At 72.8% G+C, this 21,548-nt stretch carries 15 protein-coding genes; 10 read left to right on the forward strand and 5 right to left on the reverse strand.

Annotation, left to right across the window (positions count from 1 at the left end):
* Positions 1-9: 9 nt before the first annotated feature.
* The 6 genes from ACIG87_RS18935 to gatB all read left to right on the forward strand — a co-directional run bounded on the left by ACIG87_RS18935 (position 10) and on the right by gatB (position 8,317).
* Positions 10-2,625, forward strand: a complete 2,616-nt coding sequence (locus ACIG87_RS18935) for a putative bifunctional diguanylate cyclase/phosphodiesterase (protein WP_396851917.1) — start codon at positions 10-12, stop codon at positions 2,623-2,625.
* 209 nt (positions 2,626-2,834) lie between these two features.
* Complete coding sequence (gene gatC / locus ACIG87_RS18940) at positions 2,835-3,140, forward strand: Asp-tRNA(Asn)/Glu-tRNA(Gln) amidotransferase subunit GatC (protein WP_067307096.1); 306 nt, start codon at positions 2,835-2,837, stop codon at positions 3,138-3,140.
* A gap of 76 nt (positions 3,141-3,216) precedes the next feature.
* Positions 3,217-4,692, forward strand: coding sequence for an Asp-tRNA(Asn)/Glu-tRNA(Gln) amidotransferase subunit GatA (gatA, locus tag ACIG87_RS18945; RefSeq protein ID WP_396851918.1), 1,476 nt, complete (start codon positions 3,217-3,219; stop codon positions 4,690-4,692).
* Between the two features lie 10 nt (positions 4,693-4,702).
* Positions 4,703-6,094 (forward strand): AAA family ATPase, encoded by a 1,392-nt coding sequence (locus tag ACIG87_RS18950; protein ID WP_396851919.1) that lies wholly within the window; start codon positions 4,703-4,705, stop codon positions 6,092-6,094.
* Positions 6,094-6,723: a hypothetical protein gene (locus tag ACIG87_RS18955; protein WP_396851921.1), complete on the forward strand. Its 630-nt coding sequence runs from the start codon at positions 6,094-6,096 to the stop codon at positions 6,721-6,723. Before ACIG87_RS18950 ends, ACIG87_RS18955 begins: the two co-directional genes overlap by 1 nt.
* A 94-nt stretch (positions 6,724-6,817) precedes the next feature.
* Complete coding sequence (gene gatB / locus ACIG87_RS18960; protein ID WP_396851923.1) at positions 6,818-8,317, forward strand: Asp-tRNA(Asn)/Glu-tRNA(Gln) amidotransferase subunit GatB; 1,500 nt, start codon at positions 6,818-6,820, stop codon at positions 8,315-8,317.
* 202 nt (positions 8,318-8,519) lie between these two features.
* Here the strand turns inward: gatB and ACIG87_RS18965 are convergent, their stop codons facing one another.
* The 3 genes from ACIG87_RS18965 to ACIG87_RS18975 form a co-directional block, all read right to left on the reverse strand.
* Complete coding sequence (locus ACIG87_RS18965) at positions 8,520-10,142, reverse strand: metallophosphoesterase (protein ID WP_396851925.1); 1,623 nt, start codon at positions 10,140-10,142, stop codon at positions 8,520-8,522.
* Between the two features lie 122 nt (positions 10,143-10,264).
* Positions 10,265-11,425 (reverse strand): PQQ-dependent sugar dehydrogenase, encoded by a 1,161-nt coding sequence (locus ACIG87_RS18970; RefSeq protein WP_396851927.1) that lies wholly within the window; start codon positions 11,423-11,425, stop codon positions 10,265-10,267.
* Between the two features lie 70 nt (positions 11,426-11,495).
* Positions 11,496-13,301, reverse strand: a complete 1,806-nt coding sequence (locus ACIG87_RS18975) for a GAF domain-containing SpoIIE family protein phosphatase (RefSeq protein ID WP_396851929.1) — start codon at positions 13,299-13,301, stop codon at positions 11,496-11,498.
* A gap of 183 nt (positions 13,302-13,484) precedes the next feature.
* On the opposite strand from ACIG87_RS18975, the gene ACIG87_RS18980 reads away from it, so the two are divergent.
* Positions 13,485-14,411, forward strand: coding sequence for a 2-hydroxyacid dehydrogenase (locus ACIG87_RS18980; RefSeq protein ID WP_396851931.1), 927 nt, complete (start codon positions 13,485-13,487; stop codon positions 14,409-14,411).
* Between the two features lie 28 nt (positions 14,412-14,439).
* Here ACIG87_RS18980 and ACIG87_RS18985 read toward each other — a convergent pair whose 3' ends face one another.
* Positions 14,440-14,814 carry a PH domain-containing protein gene (locus ACIG87_RS18985; RefSeq protein WP_396851932.1) on the reverse strand — a complete coding sequence of 125 codons (375 nt, stop codon included), beginning with the start codon at positions 14,812-14,814 and terminating at the stop codon, positions 14,440-14,442.
* 265 nt (positions 14,815-15,079) lie between these two features.
* On the opposite strand from ACIG87_RS18985, the gene ACIG87_RS18990 reads away from it, so the two are divergent.
* Entirely contained in the window at positions 15,080-17,611 is a 2,532-nt protein-coding gene (locus ACIG87_RS18990) for a putative bifunctional diguanylate cyclase/phosphodiesterase (RefSeq protein ID WP_396851934.1), read from the forward strand.
* 30 nt (positions 17,612-17,641) lie between these two features.
* Here ACIG87_RS18990 and ACIG87_RS18995 read toward each other — a convergent pair whose 3' ends face one another.
* On the reverse strand, positions 17,642-18,661 hold the full coding sequence (locus tag ACIG87_RS18995) for a LacI family DNA-binding transcriptional regulator (RefSeq protein ID WP_396851935.1): 1,020 nt from the start codon (positions 18,659-18,661) through the stop codon (positions 17,642-17,644).
* Positions 18,662-19,045: 384 nt separating this feature from the next.
* Between ACIG87_RS18995 and ACIG87_RS19000 the strand changes: the two genes are divergently transcribed.
* Positions 19,046-20,326: an extracellular solute-binding protein gene (locus ACIG87_RS19000; protein ID WP_396851937.1), complete on the forward strand. Its 1,281-nt coding sequence runs from the start codon at positions 19,046-19,048 to the stop codon at positions 20,324-20,326.
* 197 nt (positions 20,327-20,523) lie between these two features.
* Positions 20,524-21,537, forward strand: coding sequence for a carbohydrate ABC transporter permease (locus ACIG87_RS19005; RefSeq protein ID WP_396851939.1), 1,014 nt, complete (start codon positions 20,524-20,526; stop codon positions 21,535-21,537).
* The last annotated feature ends 11 nt before the right edge of the window (positions 21,538-21,548 follow it).

Consider the following 21,548-nt stretch of genomic DNA (forward strand, 5'->3'; position numbering starts at 1 on the left):
GGAGGTGCGATGCAGACCGCCGACCCCCGCAACTGCCTCCCGCACGGGCGGGCGGCGCGGTTCGTGGGTCTCGTCGTCGGGGTGATCGGCCTGGCCGTCCTGGTCTCCGTCATGCCGCTGGTCGACCTCGCCGATCGACCGGACCGGCTGCCGGCGGCGTTCTGGACGATGGCGGTGCTCGCGGTCGGCTGCGACGCCCGCCCCTTCGTGCCCTCGGGACGCCGGCAGACCTCCGCGATCTTCCCCTCCACCTGCTTCACCTTCGCCATCCTGCTCGGCTGGGGTCTCGGTCCGGCGGTGCTCGTGCAGACCGTCGCGGTCGCCGTCTCCGGCGTGCGGCTGGGGCATGCCCCCTGGCGGACCACCTTCAACGCGGCCCAGTACACCTGCGCGCTCGCCGCCGCGTACCTGGTGCTCCGGCTCGGACCGGGCGGCCTGTTCGACGGCGACCGGTTGAGCTGGACCGACGTCCTCGCGGTCGGCGGCGCGACGGTCACCTGGTTCGTCGTCAACTACGGCCTGGTCAGCACCGCGCTGCGGCTGCGCTTCGGCGGCCGGTGGTGGCCGGCAGCCCGACAGGGGCTGCCGTTCGAACTGCTCTCCACCGGCTCACTGCTGCTGCTCGCCCCGGTCCTGGTCACCGCCGCGCGGGCCAGCGCCGCGCTGATCCCGCTGGTGCTGGTGCCGCTGTTCGCGGTCTACCGGATGGCCCACCTCTCCGACGAGCAGGAACAACTCGCCGCCCTCGACCCGCTCACCGGTCTGCCCAATCGCAAGGCGTTGCTCGCCGAGGTGGCCGAGCAGGTGCACCGGCACGCCGACCGGGTCGCCAAGGGTGAACCCGGCGCGCAGATGGCGCTCCTGCTGCTCGACCTGGACCGGTTCAAGAACGTCAACGACGCGCTCGGGCACGCAGTCGGTGACCGGCTGCTGGTCGAGGTGGGCGCCCGACTCGCCGGGGTGGTCGGCGACCGGGACCTGTTGGCGCGGCTCGGCGGGGACGAGTTCGCCATCGTGGCCGGTGGGCTCGACGGCGTGGAAGAGGCCCGGGAGTTGGCCGGCCGGGTGGTCGCCGCGCTGACCGAACCGGTGTCGTTGGACGGGCTGCCGCTGGACGTCGGCGGTTCGATCGGCATCGCGCTCTTCCCCGAGCACGGCGAGGACTACGCCACCCTGATGCGCCACGCCGACGTCGCCATGTACGACGCCAAGCATCGCAACGACACCGTCGCCGTCTACGCCGCCGAGTCCGACCACCACACCGCCGAGCGGTTGGGACTCCTGGCCGACCTGCGGCGCGTACTGGAAGCGAAGCCCGTGGCCGGGCAGACCGTGCGGGGCGGCGACGGCGCGGCACTGTCGCCCCGACTGGACCCCGCCCCCGGGGGCGACGGCGCGGTCCCCGGGGTCAAGGCCCCTCGCACCGACTCGGCCCCCGGCCCCGGCGGCGCGGCCCCCGGCACCGATTCGGCCCCCGGCCCCGGCGGCGCGGCCCCCGGCACCGATTCGGCCCCCGGCCCCGGCGGCACGGGCCCCGGCCCCGGCCGGGCGCACTCGGGCCCTGCTGCCGGCGGTGCCGGCGGCCCGGGGGTGGGCCGGTGGTGGCTGCCGCGCCGACGGCCCCGGCCGACGCCGGCACCTCCCGACGAGCTGCTGAACCGGATTCTCACCGGGGCAGACCCGGTCCGCCGCCGGGGCGCCCCGGAGCACCGGCCGCCCGTGGTGACGTCGACGCCGGACGTGACATCCGTCGCCGGCCCGGCGGAGAACGCGACGCCCATCCCGACCGGGGAGCCGGCGACGCCGCAGGACCAGGCGGCGGAGGCCGGCGACCAGGCGGCGGAGGCCGGTGAGATCACCATGTACTACCAACCGCAGGTCGCCATCGCCACCGGGGAGGTGGTCGGGGTGGAGGCGCTGCTGCGCTGGCGGCACCCGCGCCGGGGGATGGTCGACCCGGAGGAGCTGATCCGGGTCGCCGAGCAGAGCGCCGTGATGCGTCTGCTCACCTACCGGGTGATCGATGACGTGGTGGAGCAGCTCGCGAAGTGGTCGGCGGCCGGGATCACCCTGCGGGCAGCGCTCAACGTCAGCGTCCGTGACCTGCACACCGGTGAGATCGTCGAGCGGATCGCCGACCGGTTGGCCCGCTGCGGGGTACGCCCGGAGCGGCTGCAACTGGAGATCACCGAGGGGGCGCTGATGGCCGATCCCCGGCGGGTGCTCGCCACCATCACCCGGCTGCACCAGCTCGGGGTGGCCATCTCGCTGGACGACTTCGGCACCGGCTACTCGTCGTTGCAGCACCTGCGTCGGCTGCCGTTGTCCGAGGTGAAGGTCGACCGGTCGTTCGTGCTGGGGATGGCCGACGACGCCGACGACGCCGCGATCGTCCGGTCGACGATCGAGCTGGCCGGGGCGCTCGGCCTGCGGGTGGTGGCCGAGGGCGTGGAGGACGAACGGACCTGGCGGCTGCTGTACGCGGCCGGCTGCGACGTCGCGCAGGGCTGGTTCTACGCCCGCCCCATGCCGGCCGAGGAGTTGGCCGCCTGGCTGGCCCGCTACCGCCCGTTGAGCCCGGTCCCCAGCCCGGACGCCGAGATCCCCCGCCGGCACGCCCGTTGACCGACCCCGTCCGCACCGGGGCGAGACGGACCGCCGGGACGAGACGGAGCGTCGGGACGAGGGGGAGTCGGAGACGTCGGGGTGAGGGGGAGTCGGAGACGTCGGGGTGAGCGCAGGACAATAGACTCGCTCCGGTCACCGCGCGTCATCCCACCGACGGCGTGGCCGGCACACCCAGACGCAGCAGCACAGTCACGAAGGGGGCACCGATGGCCGCCATCTCCCGCGAGGAGGTCGCGCACCTCGCGCGACTGTCGCGGCTCGCCGTCACCGAGGAGGAGTTGGACACCTTCGCCGGCCAACTGGACGTGATCCTCCAGTCGGTCGCGCAGGTCGGCGAGGTCACGGCGGCGGACATCCCGCCGACCTCCCACTCGGTGCCGCTGACCAACGTGCTCCGCGAGGACGTGGTGGTGCCCGGACTGACCCCGCAGGAGGCGCTGTCGGGTGCCCCCGACGTCGCCGAGCAGCGGTTCCGCGTCCCGCGCATCCTGGACGAGGACGTGGCGTCGTGAGCGGACGCGGCAGGCGAACCATCGAGCCCAGCGCGCCGGGTGCCCGGGGCGCCGGTGAGCGGAGCGAGGCGACGGCATGACCGACCTGACCAGAATGACCGCTACCGACCTCGCCGGGCTGGTGGCCGCCGGTGAGACCTCCGCCGTCGAGGTGACCCGGGCCCACCTGGACCGGATCGCCGCCGTCGACGAGCGGGTGCACGCCTTCCTGCACGTCGACGCCGAGGGGGCGCTGGCCTCGGCCCGCGCGGTCGACGAGCGCCGGGCCGCCGGCGAGGAACTGGGCCCGCTGGCCGGCGTGCCGGTGGCGGTGAAGGACGTGCTCACCACGAAGGGTGTGCCGACCACCGTCGGCTCGAAGATTCTGGAAGGCTGGCGTCCGCCGTACGACGCGACGATCGTGCAGCGGCTGCGCGAGGCCGGCACGGTGATGCTCGGCAAGACCAACATGGACGAGTTCGCCATGGGCTCCTCCACCGAATACTCCGCGTACGGCCCGACCCACAACCCGTGGGACCTGGCCCGTATCCCCGGCGGTTCCGGCGGGGGCAGCGCCGCCGCGTTGGCCGCGTACGAGGCGCCGCTGGCCATCGGCTCCGACACCGGTGGCTCGATCCGCCAGCCCGGCGCGGTCACCGGCACCGTCGGGGCGAAGCCCACCTACGGCGGCACCTCCCGGTACGGCCTGGTCGCCTTCTCCTCGTCGCTGGACACCCCCGGCCCGTGCGCCCGGACCGTGCTCGACGCGGCGCTGCTGCACCAGGTCATCGGCGGGCACGACCCCCGTGACTCCACCTCCATCCCGCAGCCGGTGCCGGACGTGGTGGCCGCCGCGAAGCGGGGTGCGACCGGCGACCTGACCGGGGTGCGGCTCGGCATCGTCAAGGAGTTCACCGGTGAGGGCGCGGAGCCGGGCGTGATGGCCGCGTTCCGGGAGTCGGTGGACACCCTGGCCAAGTTGGGCGCCGAGATCGTCGAGGTGTCCTGCCCGCACTTCCGGTACGCGCTGCCGGCGTACTACCTGATCGCGCCGAGCGAGTGCTCCTCCAACCTGGCCCGCTTCGACGGTGTCCGGTTCGGCCTGCGGGTCGGCGACGACGGCAACCGGTCGTTGGAGGAGGTCATGTCGCTGACCCGTGAGGCCGGCTTCGGCCCCGAGGTCAAGCGGCGGATCATGGTCGGCACGTACGCGCTCTCCTCGGGCTACTACGACGCCTACTACGGCCAGGCGCAGAAGGTCCGTACCCTGATCACCCGGGACTTCACCACGGCGTTCGAGCAGGTCGACGCGCTGATCTCGCCCACCACGCCGTTCGTGGCGTTCCCGATCGGGGCGCGCACCGCCGACCCGTACCAGATGTACCTGGCGGACCTGTTCACCATCCCGACGAACCTCTACGGCGGGCCGGGCATCTCGGTGCCGTGCGGCCTGTCCGACGGGCTTCCCGTCGGTCTCCAGGTGATGGCCCCGACGATGGCCGACGACCGGATGTACCGGGTCGCCGCCGCGCTGGAGTCCGTGGTCGGCACGTTCACCCCACCGGCACTGTGAGGCGGGCGGGATGCTGACGCGAATCGAGATCGACGGTTTCAAGTCGTTCCGCGACTTCTCGTTGGACATCCCGCCCTTTCTCGTGATCATCGGATGGAACGCGGCGGGCAAGTCGAACCTCTTCGACGCCATCCAGTTCCTGAGCAGGTTGGCCGGTGATCCCGTCCTGGAAGCCGCCCAGCACATGCGGGGCGATGTCGCGGACCTTTTCCACAAGCACACCGACGGCACGTCGGTGGAGGTGATGTCGTTCGCGGTCGAGGTGTTGCTGGGCCGCTCGGTCACCGACGCCTTCGGTGACACCGCCGAGGTCAACCACTCGCGGCTCCGTTACGAGCTGGCCATCGAACTTCGATCGACGGGTAGCAGCGGGACGCAGCGCCCGTACGTCGTCCGTGAGTCGGTGCGGCGAATCCGGCGCGCGGGCGACACCTGGATGGAGAAGTTCACCGCGGAGCAGCGACGGCGGTTGGCGGTCTATCGAACGGGTGCCGATCCGTTGGAGACCGAGCAGGACGACCAGGGGCGGCCGGTCTTCAGCATCAGGCAGCAGGGCAACCAGGGACGGAAGCGGAAGCTCCCGGCCACGGCGGCCACTGCCACGGTGCTGTCCAGTCTGACGACCGCCACCGACTTTCCGCTGCTCTATGCGCTCAAGCGGGAGATGCAGTCGTGGCGGCTGCTGCACCTCGACCCGAGTGCCCTGCGCGCCCCGGATTCCTACGACGATCCTGACAGCCTGTCCGCCAACGGCGGACACCTTGCCAACACCCTCCGCAGGCTGGCGGACGAGACAGGCAGCCCGGACCGACCCGAGGGTGCCCTGAACGATCTCTCGGCCGACCTGGCAGCCGTCATTCCCGGCGTTGTCCGGGTGCGGTTGACCGAGGACGACGCGCGTCGGCAACGTCAGGTGGAGGTGATCACGCGGGAGGAGGCACCGTTCTCGGCCCGGGTGGCCTCGGACGGCACCCTCCGGGCGATCGCGCTGTTGGCGGCGCTCTACGATCCGCGCGGCGCGGGACTCATCTGCTTCGAGGAGCCGGAGAACGGCATCTTCCCGCAGCGCCTCGCGCAGTTCGTCAGATACCTCAGGACCCTGGTCGAAAGGGCGTTGGCAGCCGGCAACGATGGCACCGCGTTGACTCAGTTGGTGCTGAGCAGCCATTCGCCGGCGATTCTGCGGGCGCTGGAGCCCGCGCAGGCACACGTGCGCCCCGATGCGGTGTTCATGGATGTGGTGAGCCGGGTCCAGCGCGGCACGGCGCGTAGCCGGGTCAGCCGTTGGCGGTCGATCGCCGGTGCGCAGCAACTGACGATCGAGGACGCGCTGGACGTCGGCAGCGTGGTGAGCCCGCGGGAGATCGCCGAGTTCGAGGTGATGGCGGAGTTGGACACCTGATGCGGTACCTCACCTCCGCGCTGGTGTCCGAGGGCGTCACCGACGACCAGTTCCTGCCGAGGCTGCTGGCCAGGGCACTTACTGAGATCTGCCAATCGGAGTTCGAGGACGCGGTCGAGGTCGCCGACGTCCAGCCCCTGCGCGACCGGAAGGGTCCGTGCTCGACGGCGGATGTGATCAGGCTCGTCGAGCAGAATCCCGCCAGCTTCTCGCTCATCTGCTTCCACCACGACCAGGGTGCCAGCGCAGACCGGGTCGCCGCCGAGTGGCTGCGTCCGCTGCGGCAGCTGTGGGGAGATCGCGCAGAGCAACTGATCGCCGTGGTGCCGGTCCGCGAGACGGAGGCCTGGCTGTTGACCGACGGCGACGCGCTGCGCACCGCGCTCGGCGTCCGGTGGACGGATGCGGAGATGGGGTTGCCCGCGCAGCCGAGACGCGTGGAGCGCATCGCCGACCCCAAGAAGGTGCTCAACGACATCATGGGTCGGGTCAGTCGTTCCACCACCGATCACTTCGGCCAGCTGGGGGAGCTGGTCTCCCTGGCCAGGCTCGATGATGTTCCGGCCTACCGGCAGTGGTGGTCCGACACGCTGGACGCGCTGACGCGGCTGGGCTACCGGCGAGCCTGACCAACGGCGAGGGGGATCGAAACCCGGGGGTGGGGCGGCTAGGCAACCCCATTAGGCTGGACGGGTTCTGTCCGGATCGCGCCTGGAGCGTCTCATGACCACGACACTGCCCGCGTACGACGAGGTCGTTGCGCGTTACGAGCCGGTGATCGGCCTGGAGACCCACGTCGAGCTGGGCACGAACACCAAGATGTTCTGCGGCTGCCCGACCGACTTCGGCGGCGAGCCCAACACCCGGGTCTGCCCGGTCTGCCTGGGCCTGCCCGGTTCGCTGCCGGTGGCCAACAAGGCGGCCATCGAGGCGACCATCCGGATCGGCCTGGCGCTGAACTGCTCCATCGCGCAATGGTGCCGGTTCGCCCGGAAGAACTACTTCTACCCGGACATGCCGAAGGACTTCCAGATCAGCCAGTACGACGAGCCGCTGTGCGCCGACGGCTACCTGGACGTCGAGGTCGACGGCGAACTGGTGCGGATCGGCATCGAGCGGGTGCACCTGGAGGAGGACACCGGCAAGACGCTGCACGTCGGCGGGGCCACCGGCCGGATCCACGGTGCGACCGAGTCGCTCGTCGACTACAACCGGGCCGGCATTCCGCTGGTCGAGATCGTCACCAAGCCGGTCCCCGGCACCGGCGCGCTCGCCCCCGAGGTGGCGAAGGCGTACGTGACCGAGCTGCGCGACGTGCTGCGCTCGCTGGGCGTCTCCGACGTACGGATGGAGGAGGGGTCGCTGCGCTGCGATGTCAACACCTCCCTCAACCTGCCCGGCCAGGAGTGGGGTACCCGTACCGAGACCAAGAACGTCAACTCGTTGCGGTCGGTGGAGCGGGCGGTCCGCTCGGAGATCCTGCGCCAGGCGTCCGTGCTCGACGCGGGTGGCCGGATCACCCAGGAGACCCGGCACTTCCACGAGGACACCGGCGACACCACGCCGGGCCGGTCCAAGGAGACCGCCACCGACTACCGGTACTTCCCGGAGCCGGACCTGGTGCCGCTCGCCCCGGACACCGCCTGGGTCGCCGAGCTGAAGGCGGCCCTGCCGGAGCTGCCCCGGCTGCACCGTCGCCGGCTCCAGGAGCAGTGGGGCCTGTCCGACCTCGACATGCAGTCGGTGCTCAACGCCGGTGCGGTCGAGCTGATCGAGGCGACCGTGGCGGCCGGCACGACCCCGGCGGCGGCCCGCAAGTGGTGGCTGGGCGAGTTGTCCCGCCGGGCCAACGAGACCGGTGTGGAGCTGGCCGACATCGGGGCCACCCCGGCGCAGGTCGCCGAGCTCCAGGGCCTGGTCGACGCGGGCAAGCTCAACGACAAGCTGGCCCGTACGGTGCTGGAGGGCGTGGTCGACGGCGAGGGTTCGCCGACCGAGATCATGACCAACCGGGGCCTGGAGGTGGTCTCCGACACGGGTGCGCTCACCGCCGCCGTGGACGAGGCGATCGCCGCCAACCCGGGCATCGCCGACAAGATCCGCAGCGGCAAGGTGGCCGCCGCCGGCGCGCTGGTCGGCGCGGTGATGAAGGCCACCCGTGGCCAGGCCGACGCCAAGACCCTCCGTGACCTGATCCTGGAGCGCCTCGGCGTCCAGGGCTGACCGGTGCGCGCAGGGGCCCGGGACGGCCTGAGGCCCCTGCGCGCGACCCGGTGGCGCGGGGGCCGGGGCTGGCGGTGCGGTGCGAGCGGTGCAAGCCGTGGCGCGGGGGCCGGGGCTGGCGGTGCGGTGCGAGCCGGGCGGCAAGCCGATCCGGCGGGCCCGCCGGCAATCCCGCCCCGCGGGCTCGGTCAGCGGTGACGGGTCAGCGGGTCGGGCTGGCTGACGTCGGGGTGGACGGGGACGCCGGGGGCGACTCCGATCCACCCCGGGTCGGGGTCGGGGTGACCGGGACGTCGGCGCCCTTCGTCGGCTCCTGGATCACGTGGCGTTCCAGGTTCACCTGGGCCTGCCCGGTGCCGCCGACGGTGATGTCGTCGTACGCCTGGAGCAGTTTCTGCTGGTCGAAGTAGAGCACCGTCATCGACAGCGGGGTGGGCTTCTCGCCCTCCAGACCGCGTAGCCCGGCACCGCCGGTGGAGCCCTCCACCATCAGCTGGGTCGGCTGCTGGCCGGCCACCTGCGGCAGCTTCGACATCTGCCGGGCGTGGGTGTGCCCGGCGAGCACCAGCGGGCAGGTGCCGGAGAGCGGCCCGGCCGAGGCCGGGTCGTGCACCAGCGCGATGTTCACCGGTCGTGGCGAGCTGCGGACCGTGGTGGCGAGCGTGTCGCCGGCCCCGATGACCTGGTTGGCGACCTGGGCGGTGAGCCCACTGCCGGCGGGTGAGGTCTCCTTGTCCGGGGTGAACCGGGGGTCGCCGATGCCGGCGATGGTCAGTCCGGCGACGGTGGTGGTCGAGTTGTTCAGCACCACCGCGTTCGGCTGGCGGGCCACCGCCGCCGCCGTACGGGGTGAGTCGTGGTTGCCCCGGATGTAGACGTACGGCTTCTTGAGCAGGCCGATCGAGCCGACGTACGACGCCTCGGGTTCGCTGCCCCAGTCGGTCAGGTCGCCGGTGTCGATCACCACGTCGATGCCGAACTGCTCGACCACGGTACGGATCAACTGCCAGCCGGTCGGGTTGAGGTGCATGTCGGACACGTGCAGCACCCGGGTGGTGCCCGGCGCCGGTTCGTACACCGGCAGCGCCGAGACCGTGGTGTAGAGCTGGCTGACGTTGCCCACCAGCCGTTGCAACTGCTCGGCGTACCGGGTGTAGTCGTTGGCGATCCGCCGCGCGTCACCGACGATCGCCGGGGCGTTGACCAGCAGCCCCTCGTAGCGGGGCTCCTCGATGGACTGCGGGCGCAGGGTGCCCGCCGCCAGCCCGAGACTGCCGGCGGTGACCACCAGGGCGAGCCCACCGGCCCAGGCGGTACGCCGGGTGTCCCGAAAGATCAACGCGGCCAGCACCAGGGTGACCAGCAGCGCCGCGCCGAGGGTACGCAGCCCGAGCCGCAGCACCCCGTTGCGGACGTCCTCCACCGCCGACTGGCTGGCCCGGCTGATGCTCGCCGGGTCGTCGATCAACGCCTCGGTCTTGCGCTGGTCCAGTGCGCCCAGCCCGACCGTCAGGTGGGTGGGGCCGTCGTGGCTGTCGAGTTGGAGCGCGCCCAGCGGCGGGATGTCGACCGTGGTGCCACCCCGCACGGCCGGGGCGAGGGTCAGGTCGGCGCGGAACGGCCCGATGTCCGTGCTGACCCGACCACCGGCGAACACCCCGATGACCGTTCCGGTCAGGGCGACCAGCAGCACCGCCAGCACCACACCGACCCGCCGGGCCCGCTCCGACCGGCCGTCGCGCCGCCAGGGTCGCCAGCGCCGCTCACGCCGGGTGGGGATGTCGGTGTCCCCGGGCCCGCGCTGCTCGTTCTCCTGACCGTCCATGCTGAGATTCTCACCTGCCCAGTGAAAGATCTTGGCAAACCCGCCGGACGGGCGGCCGATCCGCCCGGTACCTGCCCTGCTGTCCGGCTGTTGTTCCGGTCAGCGTTCCCGCCGGTGGGGCGTCAACTCCGGCCCGCGCCGCCGTCGCCGAAGACCACCCGCAGCAGCCGGTCGTCCTCCGGCACCGGCTGGCCCCGCCCGTCGTGGTTGGAGGTGGAGACCCAGAGCGATCCGTCCGGGGCGGCGGCTATCGCCCGCAGCCGACCGAACTTCTCGGTGAGCAGTTCCCGGGGCGAACCGAGCACGGTGCCGCCGTCGGTCAACTCCACCAGCCAGAGCCGCTCGCCGCGCAGGCAGGCGGTGGCCAGCAACCGGCCCGTCGCCGCCAGCCCCGCACAGGACGCCTCCGAGGTGCCCCACTGCACGATCGGGTCGACGAACCGGTTGTCCCCGGTCTGCCCCTCCACCGTCGGCCAACCGTAGTTGGCGCCCTTGTCGATCCGGTTGATCTCGTCCCAGGTGTTCTGGCCGAACTCGGTGGCGTACATCCGCTTCCCGGCGTCCCAGGCCATGCCCTGCACGTTGCGGTGCCCCAGCGACCAGACCGGCGAGTTCGGGAACGGGTTGCCCGCCGCCGGCTTGCCGTCCGGGGTGATCCGCAGGATCTTGCCGGCCAGGTTGGCGCGGTCCTGGGCGGCGTTCCGCTCCCCGGCGTCGCCGGTGCTCACGTAGAGCTGCCCGTCCGGGCCGAAGGCGAGCCCGCCGCCGTTGTGGTTGCCGGCCTTCGGGATGCCGGTCAGGATCGGCGTGGGGGCGCCACCCAGCGTCAACCGGGCCACCCGGTTGTCCTGCTCGGTGGTGTAGTAGACGAAGACCGACCGGTCCTGCGCGTACGCCGGGGAGACGGCGATGCCGAGCAACCCCGCCTCACCGGACGCGGCCACCCCCGGCACGGTCTGCACCGGGGTGACGGTCAACCCCTGCGGCCCGGACTCCGGCCCGACCTTGAGGATCCGGCCGCTGTCCCGCTCGGTGACCAGCGCCGCCCCGTCCGGCAGGAAGGCGATCGCCCAGGGCACCCGCAGCCCCGCCGCCAGCACCGTGGCCACCACCTGCTCGGGGGCGGTCGCCGACGTCGACGGGGTCGGCAGGTTGGGTGGTTCGCCGGCCGGGTCGGGCTCCGGCGGGCCGAAACTGCACCCGGTCAGCAGCAGCGCGACGCCGGAGGTCGCCAGGGCCGCGCGGACCCGGGCGGTGCGGGGGTACGGGAGACGGGCGCTCACCCGCCCCAGCCTAGCCCGCGAATCCGGGCCCGCCGGGCCACCGGGGAGAGGGCCGCCGGCCGGTGGACGCTCAGCGGGCCCGCACGGCCAACATCGCCACGTCGTCCTCGCGCCGCTGTTCGGTGCCGAGCAGCAGGTCACACAGGTCGGCGGCGGGCCGGGCCCCGGCGGCGGCGACCCGTTCGCACAACTGCGCCATGCCCTCGTCGATCGGCTGGTCCCGCCGCTCCACCAGCCCGTCGGTGTAGAGCAGCAGGGTGTCCCCGGGGGCGAGCAGCACCTCCGCCCCGGTACGCGGGACCGGGCGGGTCAGCCCCAGCAGCGGCTCCCGCCGGCCGTCGAGCAGTCGTACCACGCCGGCGGCGGTGACCAGCAGCGGCGCGGGATGGCCGGCGTTGCACCAGGTGACCGACACCCCGCCCGGGGCCGGGCGCAGTCGGGCCAGCACCGCCGTGGCGGCGGTCGGGATGCGCAGCCCCGAGATGGTGGCGTCGAGCCGGCTCATCAGCTCGTCGACCGGATCGCTGCGACCGTACGCGTTGCCCCGGACCAGGTTGCGCAGCTGCCCCATGGTCGCGGCGGCCTCGATGTCGTGGCCGGCGACGTCCCCGATCGCCGCGATCAGGTCGCCGTCGGGCTGGACGAAGGCGTCGTACCAGTCGCCGCCCACCTCCACCCGGTCGGCGGCCGGCTGGTAGCGGGCCACCAGCTCGACCCACGGGCTCTGCGGCAACCGTGGGAGCATGCTGTGTTGCAGCACCTCGGCGACGTGCCGCTGCTCGCCGTAGATCCAGCCGTTGCCGACCGCCTGCCCGGCGCGTCGGCCGATCTCCAGGGCGGTGCCCAGGTCGTCGTCGTCGAAGGCCCGCCGATCGGGCCCGTTGACCAGGGTGACCGTGCCCATCACCGCGCCCCGGCCGGGGGCCGGCACCGGCACGGTCAGGTGGGAGGCGAAGCCCAGCCGTGCGGCGAGGGTCACCAGCTCCGGGGCGTCGCTGGCCCGCCGGACGTCGTCCAGGTGGGCGGTGCCGCGCAGCACCGGCTGGCCGGTCCGCAGCACCGTCCGGGTGATCGAGTCCGGGCCGAGCCGGGTGACCGCCAGCTCGCCGAAGCGGGCCACCTCGGCGGCGCGGGCCGGATCGCGGTGCACGGCGGTGACCCGACGGGGCGTGCCGGCCCGGTCGACCAGGGTCACCACGGCCCAGTCGGCCAGCAGCGGCACCACCGCGTCGGCGAGCCGGCCCACGGCCGTCTCCACGTCGAGCGTGCCGGCCAGCGTCTCGCTCAGCGAGGCGAGCAGGTTGAGTCGCTCGTGCGCCTGCTCGACCAGGCGGCGGGCCTCCTCGGCCCCGTCCAGCGCGATCCGCAGCCGCAGCTCCGAGGAGCAGGCCGCCGCCAGGTCGGACAGGGTACGCAGCTGGGCCTTCGTCCAGGCCCGGGGTTTGCTGTCGATCGCGCACAGCGAGCCGAGCACCCGGCCGTCCAGGTCGGTCAGCGGCATCCCGGCGTACGCGATGACGCCCAGCTCCGGGACGGCCAGGTTCCTGCGCACCCGGGGGTAGAGCCGGGCGTCGGGAAGCACCAGTGGGATCTCGGTGTCGATCACGTGCTGGCAGAACGAGTGGCTCAGCGGGGTCTGCCGGCGGCCGGCCCACGGGTCGGGCAGCCCGACCGCGCCGGGGAAGAACTGTCGGGTCTCGCTGACCAGGGAGACCAGCGCCACGGGGACGTCGAGCAGGTCGCTGACCAACCGGGCGAACCGGTCGAACGCCTCGTCCGGCGCGGCGCCCAGACCGGTGTCGGTCAGCGACCGCAGCCGGGCCGGTTCGGCGAGCGCGGCGATGTCGACGGCCGCCCGTTCGGTGCGTTCGGTCATCGACCACCTGTCTGCCGTGGAGGGGGACGCCGTTCGACGTTCCGACCCTCGGTTATACCCGTCCTGTCCGACCATCGCCCGCGGACGTGGGCGACGTCGCCCGGCGCGGCGTCGGCCGGCTGGCCGGCCCGTCGGAACGGCCCGTCGGAACGGCCCGTCGTCGGAGGGCTATCGTCGGCACGCGTGAAGGTATGGATCCCGCATCCCGCCGGTGTCGAACTGCTCGGGCCGGTGCCGTCCGGTGTCACCGTACAGCCGTGGGCCGATCCGGCGAATCCGCCAGCCGACCCGACGGACGTCCGGTTCTGGGTGCCGCCGTTCCTGGCCGGCGCGGACACCACGACGATGCTGGACCGGCTGCCGGATCTGGCGGTGGTGCAGCTCCTCTCCGCCGGGGCGGACGCCTGGGCCGGCCGGGTGCCCGCCGGGGTCACCCTGTGCGACGCCCGGGGGGTGCACGACGCCGGCACCGCCGAGTGGGTGGTCACGGCGATCCTCGCCCAGCTGCGCAACTTCCCGGCGCTGGCCCGCGCCCAGGCGCGGCGGGAGTGGGCGTACGACCGGGTCGCGCCGACCGACGAGCTGACCGGCAAGCGGGTGCTGATCGTGGGGGCCGGTTCGATCGGCACGGCGGTACGGGCCCGGCTGGCCCCGTTCGACGTCACCTTCACGCTGGTCGCCCGCAACGCCCGGCCGGCCGAGGGGGTGCACGCGGTGGCCGAGCTGCCCCACCTGCTGCCCGAGGCCGACGTGGTGGTGCTGCTGGTGCCGCTGACCGACGCCACCCGAGGGCTGGTGGACGCCGACTTCCTGGCCGCCATGCCGGACGGGGCGCTGCTGGTCAACGCCGCCCGGGGTCCGGTGGCGGACACGTCGGCGCTGGTCGCGGAGCTGACCTCCGGTCGGCTGCGGGCGGCGCTGGACGTGACCGACCCGGAGCCGCTGCCCGCCGACCATCCGCTCTGGGAGCTGCCGAACGTGCTGCTCACCCCGCACGTCGCCGGCTCGGTACGCGGGTTGCTGCCCCGGGCGTACCGGCTGGTGGGGGAGCAGGTGCGCCGGTTCGCCGCCGGGACGCCGCTGGTCAACACGGTGGTGGACGGCTACTGACGCCGTCGGCCGTGGCGGGTCCGGCGGGTCAGCGGGCGTTCGGCAGGGTCTGCCCGGTGATCGAGACCAGTCGGGGCAGGTCCGCGCCACGGACCGCGGGGAGGGGCAGCTGCTGCCCGTCGGCGAGCCGGACGACGGCCCGGCCGCGTGGGTCGGCGGCCAGCTCGACGACCTGTTCCCAGGGAATCCGTCGGTCCCCCACCAGCGCCCGCAGCCGCAGCTCGCGCGGGTCGGCGTCGGTGCCGGAACGCCAGGCCCAGATCGCGACGGCCAGCGGGACGAGCAGCACCGGCAGCAGGTACCACCGGGCGGCGGCCAGGGGCAGCGCGCCGATGGTGGCGATGACGGCCGCCACCAGGATGGCCTGGTTGTGCCGGAAGCGGATGGTGTCGGCGCGACTCACCCACCGATGATCCCACCCGGGCCCGGGGCGGTTCCGGCCGGGCGGTCGACCACCGGCGCGGCGGAGCGCGGCTGGTGTCGGTGGCGGCCGGCGTGGTGACCGCCGCCGAGAGTCGGTGACATGGGTCACGGTCCAAGGGCATAACCGGTGCGGTGGTAGCTCGTTAGAACGGTAATCCTTGTCGCACCGCCCCGTGTCCCCCCTCACGAAGGCGACCACCGTGCCCTTCGCTCACCTCCTCCGTCGTTCACCCTCCGCATCGGTCGTGTTGTCGGTGCTGGCCGCGTTGCTGGTCGGCACCGCCCTGGCCGGTGTCCTCCCACCACTGGCGGCCACCACGCTTGCCGGTGCCGCCGGGTGCGCCCTGGCCAGCTTCCGGCTGTCCCGACTGACCGCCGCCGCCGGCGGGCGGGACCGGCGGGCTCCGTACCGCCGTCGGGCCGCCGTCCTGCTCAACCTCGCGGTGGTGGCGGCCGGGACGACCGTGGCGGTGCTGCCGCTCACGCCGACGGTACGGCGGGCCGAGGTCGCCGCGGCCGGGCTCGGTGCCGCCACGCTGGCCTACGCGATCGGTCTGCTCCTGCTGCCCGGCCACTCCCGGTTGACGCCCCGGGCCCGGTGGCGGCGTGGGGTGGACGTGCTCGGACTCGGCACCGCCCTGCTCTTCGCCGGCTGGGTGCTGGTCCCGTCCGGCCCGGTGCCACCGGTGGTCCGGTTGGTCACCGTCGTCGGCGCGGGTGGACTGGCCGGGCTGCTGGTGAGCGCGCTGGCCGACCGTCGTCGTCCCGGGGCGGCCCGCTGCCGGGTCGGGGCGGCGGCCCTCCTGCTCGGGCTGGCCGACCTGGTGACGCTGCTGGCCTACCGGGCCCCGGCAGCGGCGCTGCTGACCGCGGTGCCGTTGCTGGTCGGCGGTGCCCTGCTGACCGCCGCCGGGATGGCCCGGGTCTCGGCGGGCGACCCGGGCCATCCGGCCGGTCCGCCGTCGGCCTGGCCCCGGTTGACCGCCCCGGCGGCGGTGGCCACCGCAGCGGCGGCCGGCCATCTGGCGTTCGTCGGCAGCTTCACCCCCACCGCTGTCCTGCTCGGGCTGGCGGTGATCCCGGCGTTGGTGGGCCGGGAGCTGATCTGGGCGACCGACAACCGGCGGTGGGCCGGGCGGCTGGCCGCCCGGGAGGCGTACTTCCGGTCGTTGGTCTCCGGTGGCCGTGACCTGATCCTGGTGCTCGACGACGGGTTGCGGGTCCACTGGCTCTCGGCGGCCGGCGAGCGCTGGTTCGGGTTGCGCCAGGACGAGGTGTGCGGGCTGCCGCTGGCCGACCTGTTGCACCCGGACGACGCGCCGGGCATCCTGACCCGACTGGCCGCGCGGCCGGACGACGGCGTTCCGCCACTGTTGGTGGCCCGGATGCGTACCGATGACGGCGGCTGGCGGGAGGTCGAGTCGACGGTGAGTGACCAGCGTGACGTGCCGGAGGTGGCCGCAGTGGTGCTGCACGTACGAGACGTCGGGGACCGCCGTCGGTTGGAGCGTGAGCTGCGTCGGGTCGCGGCCACCGACCCGGTCACCGGGCTGACCAGCACGCAGGAGCTGCTCCGGGTCCTCGGCGAGCGGGGCGGCACGCCCGGCGCCCTGCTCCTGGTCGACGTGCACGGCCTCGGTCCGGTGCACGACGGACCCGACCCTGCGGCGGACCCCGTCCTGGTCACCACCGTCCGTCGGCTGCGTGACGTGGTCGGCCCTCGGGACCTGGTCGCCCGGTTGTCCGGGGAGGAGTTCGTGGTGGTCACCGACGCCGGATCGGTGTCGGGCTACGCGTTGGGCGAACGGTTGCTGGCCGCGTTGACCGAGCCGTGTCCGGTGCCGACGGGGATGGCCCGGTTGCGGGTCAGCGTGGGCCTGGCCGAGCTGGCCGCCGGGGGACCGCAGGACGTGCTGCGCCAGGCCGGCCTGGCGCGTCGCCGGGCCGTCCAGCTCGGCCGGAACCGGATCGAGTGGTACGACGCCTGTCTGGAGGAGCAACTGGTCCGCCGGCTGGACCTGGAACGCGAACTGCCCGGCGCGGCGGCGCGGGGCGAGCTGGACCTGGTCTACCAGCCGGTGTTGGCGCTGGCCGACCGGCGACCGGCCGGCATCGAGGCGTTGTTGCGGTGGCGCAGCCCGGTGTTGGGCACCGTGCTGCCGGCCGAGTTGTTGCCGGTTGCCGAGGACCTCGGCATGCTGGGTGAACTGGGTCGATGGGTGCTGGACCGAGCCTGCCGGCAGCTCGCCGACTGGTCGGCCGAGGGCCGGGAACTGTGGTTGGCGGTCAACGTCACCCTGGCCGAACTGCTGGCGCCGGATCTGGTGCCCCGGGTGGCGGCGGTGCTGGCCGGACACGGCGTCCCGGCGGAACGGCTGGTGCTGGAGATCGCCGAGTCGAGGCTCGGCAGCGACCTGCCGGCGGTGGTGGCCCGGCTGACCGGGCTGCGGTCGATGGGGGTGCGCACCGCGTTGGACAGCTTCCGGGCGGAGCACGCCTCCCTGGCCCAGCTGCGCCGGTTGCCGATCGACCTGTTGAAGGTGCAGCCGCAGCCGGTCGGGCCGGACGAGGGGCCCCGTCCGCTGATCGACGTGGTGGTGGGCCTGGGGGAGCGGCTGGGGATGACCGTGGTGATGGCGGAGTTGGAGTCCGAGCCGGATGTCGACCGGGCGACGCGGGCCGGCTGCCGGTACGGCCAGGGCTTCGCGTTGGCGCGTCCGGCCACCGCCGAGCGGGTCGAGGCGTACTTCGAGGAGTTCCCGTCGACGTCCCGGTGACCTGATCGGTTCAGTAATTGCTGAACCGGTTCATCTCCCCCGGGGTGGTGCGGTGCTGCCGCGCGGGGTCAGGTGTGCCGTCTCGTCCTGGAACCCGTTCACCTGCTCACCGGCGATGACGGCCAGCAGTTGGCGGGCTGCGTGCGCGCCGTAGGCGGGGATGTCCCGGCCGAGCGCGGTCAGCGGCGGGTGCACCAGTCGGCACAGCGGGGAGTCGTCCCAGGCCACGATGGACAGGTCGGCGGGGACGCCGAGGCCCATCTCCTGGGCCACGGAGAGCCCGGCGATCGCCATCACGTCGTTGTCGTAGATCACCGCGGTCGGGCGTTGGGCGGAGCTGAGCAGCCGTCGGGTGGCGCGGGCGCCCTCCTCGCCGGTGTAGTCGGACCACACGGTCGCCGCCTCGGTGAGCCCGAGCCGGCCGCACACCTCGGCGAAGGCGTCGGTGCGGATCTCGGTGTGCAGCAGCGAGGGCAGCCCGCCGACCCGGGCGATCTTGCGGTGCCCGAGCACGACCAGGTACTCCACCGTTTCGGCCAGGGCCGCCGCGTCGTCCGCCCAGACGCTGGCCAACGTGCCGGTGTGCCCCGGCCCGCCGATCACCACGGCGGGCAGTTGCAGCTCCTCCAGGGCGGGCACCCGGATGTCGTCGGTACGCAGGTCGCAGACGAAGACGCCGTCGACCCGCCGCTCGGCCCACCACCGTCGGTAGACCGCGATCTCGGCCTCCTGGTCGGCCACCACCTGGAGGGTCAGCGCGTACGACCGGGCGGAGAGCTCGGCCTCGACGCCGCTGATCAGCTCCATGAAGAACGGTTCGATGCCCAGTATCCGGGCCGGCCGGCACAGGGCCAGGCCGACCGCGTTGGCGGTGGCGCCGGAGAGCGCGCGGGCGGCGCTGCTCGGACTGAAGCCGATCTCGGCGGCGATCGCCAGGATGCGTTGGCGGGTGGCCTCCGAGACGCCCGGTTGCCCGTTGAGCGCGTACGAGACCGCGCCCTTGGACACTCCGGCGCGTCGGGCGACATCGGCGATGGTCGGCCGCTTCACCGGCGTGTCTCCTCCACTTCTCGCGGCCTGGCAGGCCGTCCCACGGGGCCGGGTGCGCCGGCGGCCCACAGGCTACCGGTGCGTGCTGTGGCCGGTGTTCCCGGCGTGGTCGCGTCGCGTACGCGGCAGGGCCGGTCACTTGCCCGGTTAAGGGTACGGGCCGACGGTGGGGTCGGCGGCGGTCCACCGGCGGGTCGAGCTGCGCAGGAGACGGCTTCACCACGGTTGGCCGCGCCCCGGTGGGCACGCCGAGGTTACCGGTTGACGGCGCTGTTAACCGGCCGTTGACAGGGTGGGGGGTGGCCCGTACGGTGGCCTCACTTATCCGGTTCAGTCGACGTTCCTCGATGTCAGGAGCGTTCCCCTTCATGCGCGGAGGATGAGATGACACGGTCCTGGACCCACTGGGCCCGCGCGGCGACAGCCGGCGCCATCGGCCTGATGATGGTGGCCGGATGTAGCGGTAGGAGCACCACCGACTCGGGCGGCGGGGACGGCCAGGTCACTCTGAAGATCAATTTCTGGGGCGACTTCGGTCTCCAGGACCTCAAGACCAGGTACGAGGCCGACCACCCCAACATCAAGATCCAGCTCAACTCGGGCGAGTACAACGCCCAGCACGAGGATCTTCAGAAGAAGCTCGTCGCCGGCACCGGCGCGGCGGACATCGCCGCGATCGACGAGGGCTTCATGGTCCAGTTCCGCGGCCAGTCCGACAAGTTCGTCAACCTCCTCGACAAGGGCGCCGGCTCCTACGAGAGCAAGTACCTGCCCTGGAAGTGGAAGCAGTCGCTGTCGGCCGACGGCAAGACCCAGATCGGCCTCGGCACCGACGTCGGCGGCCTGGCCATGTGCTACCGCACCGACCTGTTCAAGGCCGCCGGGCTGCCCACCGAGCGCGACCAGGTCTCCGCGCTCTGGCCCACCTGGGACAGGTTCATCGAGGTCGGCCAGCAGTACACCGGCAGGACCAACAAGAAGTTCATCGACTCCGGCACCAACCTGTTCAACCCGATCCTCGGCCAGCAACCGGTCGGCTTCTACACCGACCAGGAGCAACTCCAGATGGAGCAGGGCCCGAAGGTCGCCTTCGACTACACGATCAAGGCGATCCAGGCCGGTCTCTCGGCCAACATGGTCAGCTTCCAGGCCGACTGGGACAAGGGCTTCACCGCCGGCTCGTTCGCCGTCCTCGCCTGCCCGGCGTGGATGCTCGGCCACATCAAGGACACCGCGCCCGGCACCCAGGGCAAGTGGGACATCGCCGCGGTGCCCGGTGGCGGCGGCAACTGGGGTGGCTCGTTCCTCACCATCCCCAAGCAGAGCAAGCACGCCGAGGAGGCGTACCAGCTGCTGGAGTGGTTGATCCAGCCGGAGCAGCAGATCGAGATCTTCAAGAAGGTCGGCAACCTGCCCTCGCAGCCTGCGCTCTACGCCGACCCGGCGATCGCCGAGTTCAAGAACCCGTTCTTCAACGACGCGCCGGTCGGGCAGATCTTCCCCAAGATGGCGCAGGGGCTGACCCCGCAGTACCTGGGCAGGAAGAACGGCCCGACCCGGGTCGCGGTGGAGAACGTCATCACCCGGGTACAGAACAGGACCCTGAAGCCGGACGCCGCCTGGGCGGAGGCGGTCAAGGAGGCCGAGAAGGCCGCCAAGTCCTGACCATGCGGTGAGCGGTGGCGGAGCGGCGCGGCAACGACCCTCCGCCACCGGCCGGCGGCGCGGCGACGAGCAGCTCCGCCACCGGCTGGCGGCGTTCGGCGACGACCAGCTCCGCCACCGGCCGGCCTCCCGGCGCCCCGGACGCAGCCCGACGGCGCCGCTCCCCCCGTCACGTCCTCGGCCCTGGAGTGTGTCCTGTGTCCACCACCCGTGCCGCGCCGCCGTCGAGTCACCGCCCCGACCCGGAGCGCGGCGGCTCCGGGGCCGGCGACCGGTCGCTCGGCTGGCGCAACCGGTTGTACCGCTTCGACATGCGCTACATGCCGTACCTGATGATCGCGCCGTTCTTCCTGCTCTTCGGTGTTTTCGGGCTCTTCCCGCTGCTCTTCAACGGTGTCGTCGCGCTGCGCAACTACCGGCTCGACGACCCGACCCTGCCGTACTGGGCCGGCTTCGCGAACTTCACCCGGCTCGTCGGTGACGAGGACTTCTGGAACGCGCTCTACAACACGTTCGGCATCTTCCTGCTCTCCTCCGTACCGCAGCTGCTGCTGGCGCTGGTGGTCGCCTCGCTGCTCAACCGCAAGCTGCGGGCGCAGACCTGGTGGCGGGTCGGGGTGCTGTTGCCGTACGTCACCCCGATCGTCGCCTCGACGATGGTGTTCAGCGCCTTCTTCTCGCGCAGCTTCGGGATGGCGAACTGGCTGCTCGCCGAGGTGGGCATCGGCGGGGCCGGGGACGCCGCGATCGACTGGCGGGCCGACAAGCCGCATGCCTGGATCGCCATCGCCACGATGGTCAACTGGAAGTGGATCGGCTACAACGCGCTGCTCTACCTGGCCGCCATGCAGTCCATCCCGCGCGACGTCTACGAGGCGTCGGCGATCGACGGCGCCGGCCCGTGGCGGCAGCTCTGGCGGATCACCGTGCCGATGATCCAACCGGTCATCGTCTTCACCGTGGTGCTGTCCACCATCGGCGGGCTGCAACTGTTCACCGAGCCGATGCTGTTCGACCTCAACGCGCAGGCCGCCACCGGCGGGCCGAACGGCGAGTGGCAGACCATCGCCCAGCTCATCTACAAGGTCGGCTGGAAGAACCTCGACCTCGGCTACGCCGCCGCGATGTCCTGGGCGCTGTTCCTGATCATCCTGCTCGTCACCGGCCTCAACACCCTGCTCACCAACCGCCTGTCCGGAGGACGCCGATGAGCGCCCGCAGC

It is taken from the genome of Micromonospora sp. NPDC051925 (assembly GCF_044548625.1).
Lineage (GTDB): Bacteria > Actinomycetota > Actinomycetes > Mycobacteriales > Micromonosporaceae > Micromonospora.

Coding starts and splice junctions, on each gene's coding strand:
- ACIG87_RS18935 (WP_396851917.1), top strand. CDS start 10: ATGCAGACCGCCGACCCCCGCAACTGCCTCCCGCACGGGCGGGCGGCG.
- gatC (WP_067307096.1), top strand. CDS start 2,835: ATGGCCGCCATCTCCCGCGAGGAGGTCGCGCACCTCGCGCGACTGTCG.
- gatA (WP_396851918.1), top strand. CDS start 3,217: ATGACCGACCTGACCAGAATGACCGCTACCGACCTCGCCGGGCTGGTG.
- ACIG87_RS18950 (WP_396851919.1), top strand. CDS start 4,703: ATGCTGACGCGAATCGAGATCGACGGTTTCAAGTCGTTCCGCGACTTC.
- ACIG87_RS18955 (WP_396851921.1), top strand. CDS start 6,094: ATGCGGTACCTCACCTCCGCGCTGGTGTCCGAGGGCGTCACCGACGAC.
- gatB (WP_396851923.1), top strand. CDS start 6,818: ATGACCACGACACTGCCCGCGTACGACGAGGTCGTTGCGCGTTACGAG.
- ACIG87_RS18965 (WP_396851925.1), bottom strand. CDS start 10,142: ATGGACGGTCAGGAGAACGAGCAGCGCGGGCCCGGGGACACCGACATC.
- ACIG87_RS18975 (WP_396851929.1), bottom strand. CDS start 13,301: ATGACCGAACGCACCGAACGGGCGGCCGTCGACATCGCCGCGCTCGCC.
- ACIG87_RS19000 (WP_396851937.1), top strand. CDS start 19,046: ATGACACGGTCCTGGACCCACTGGGCCCGCGCGGCGACAGCCGGCGCC.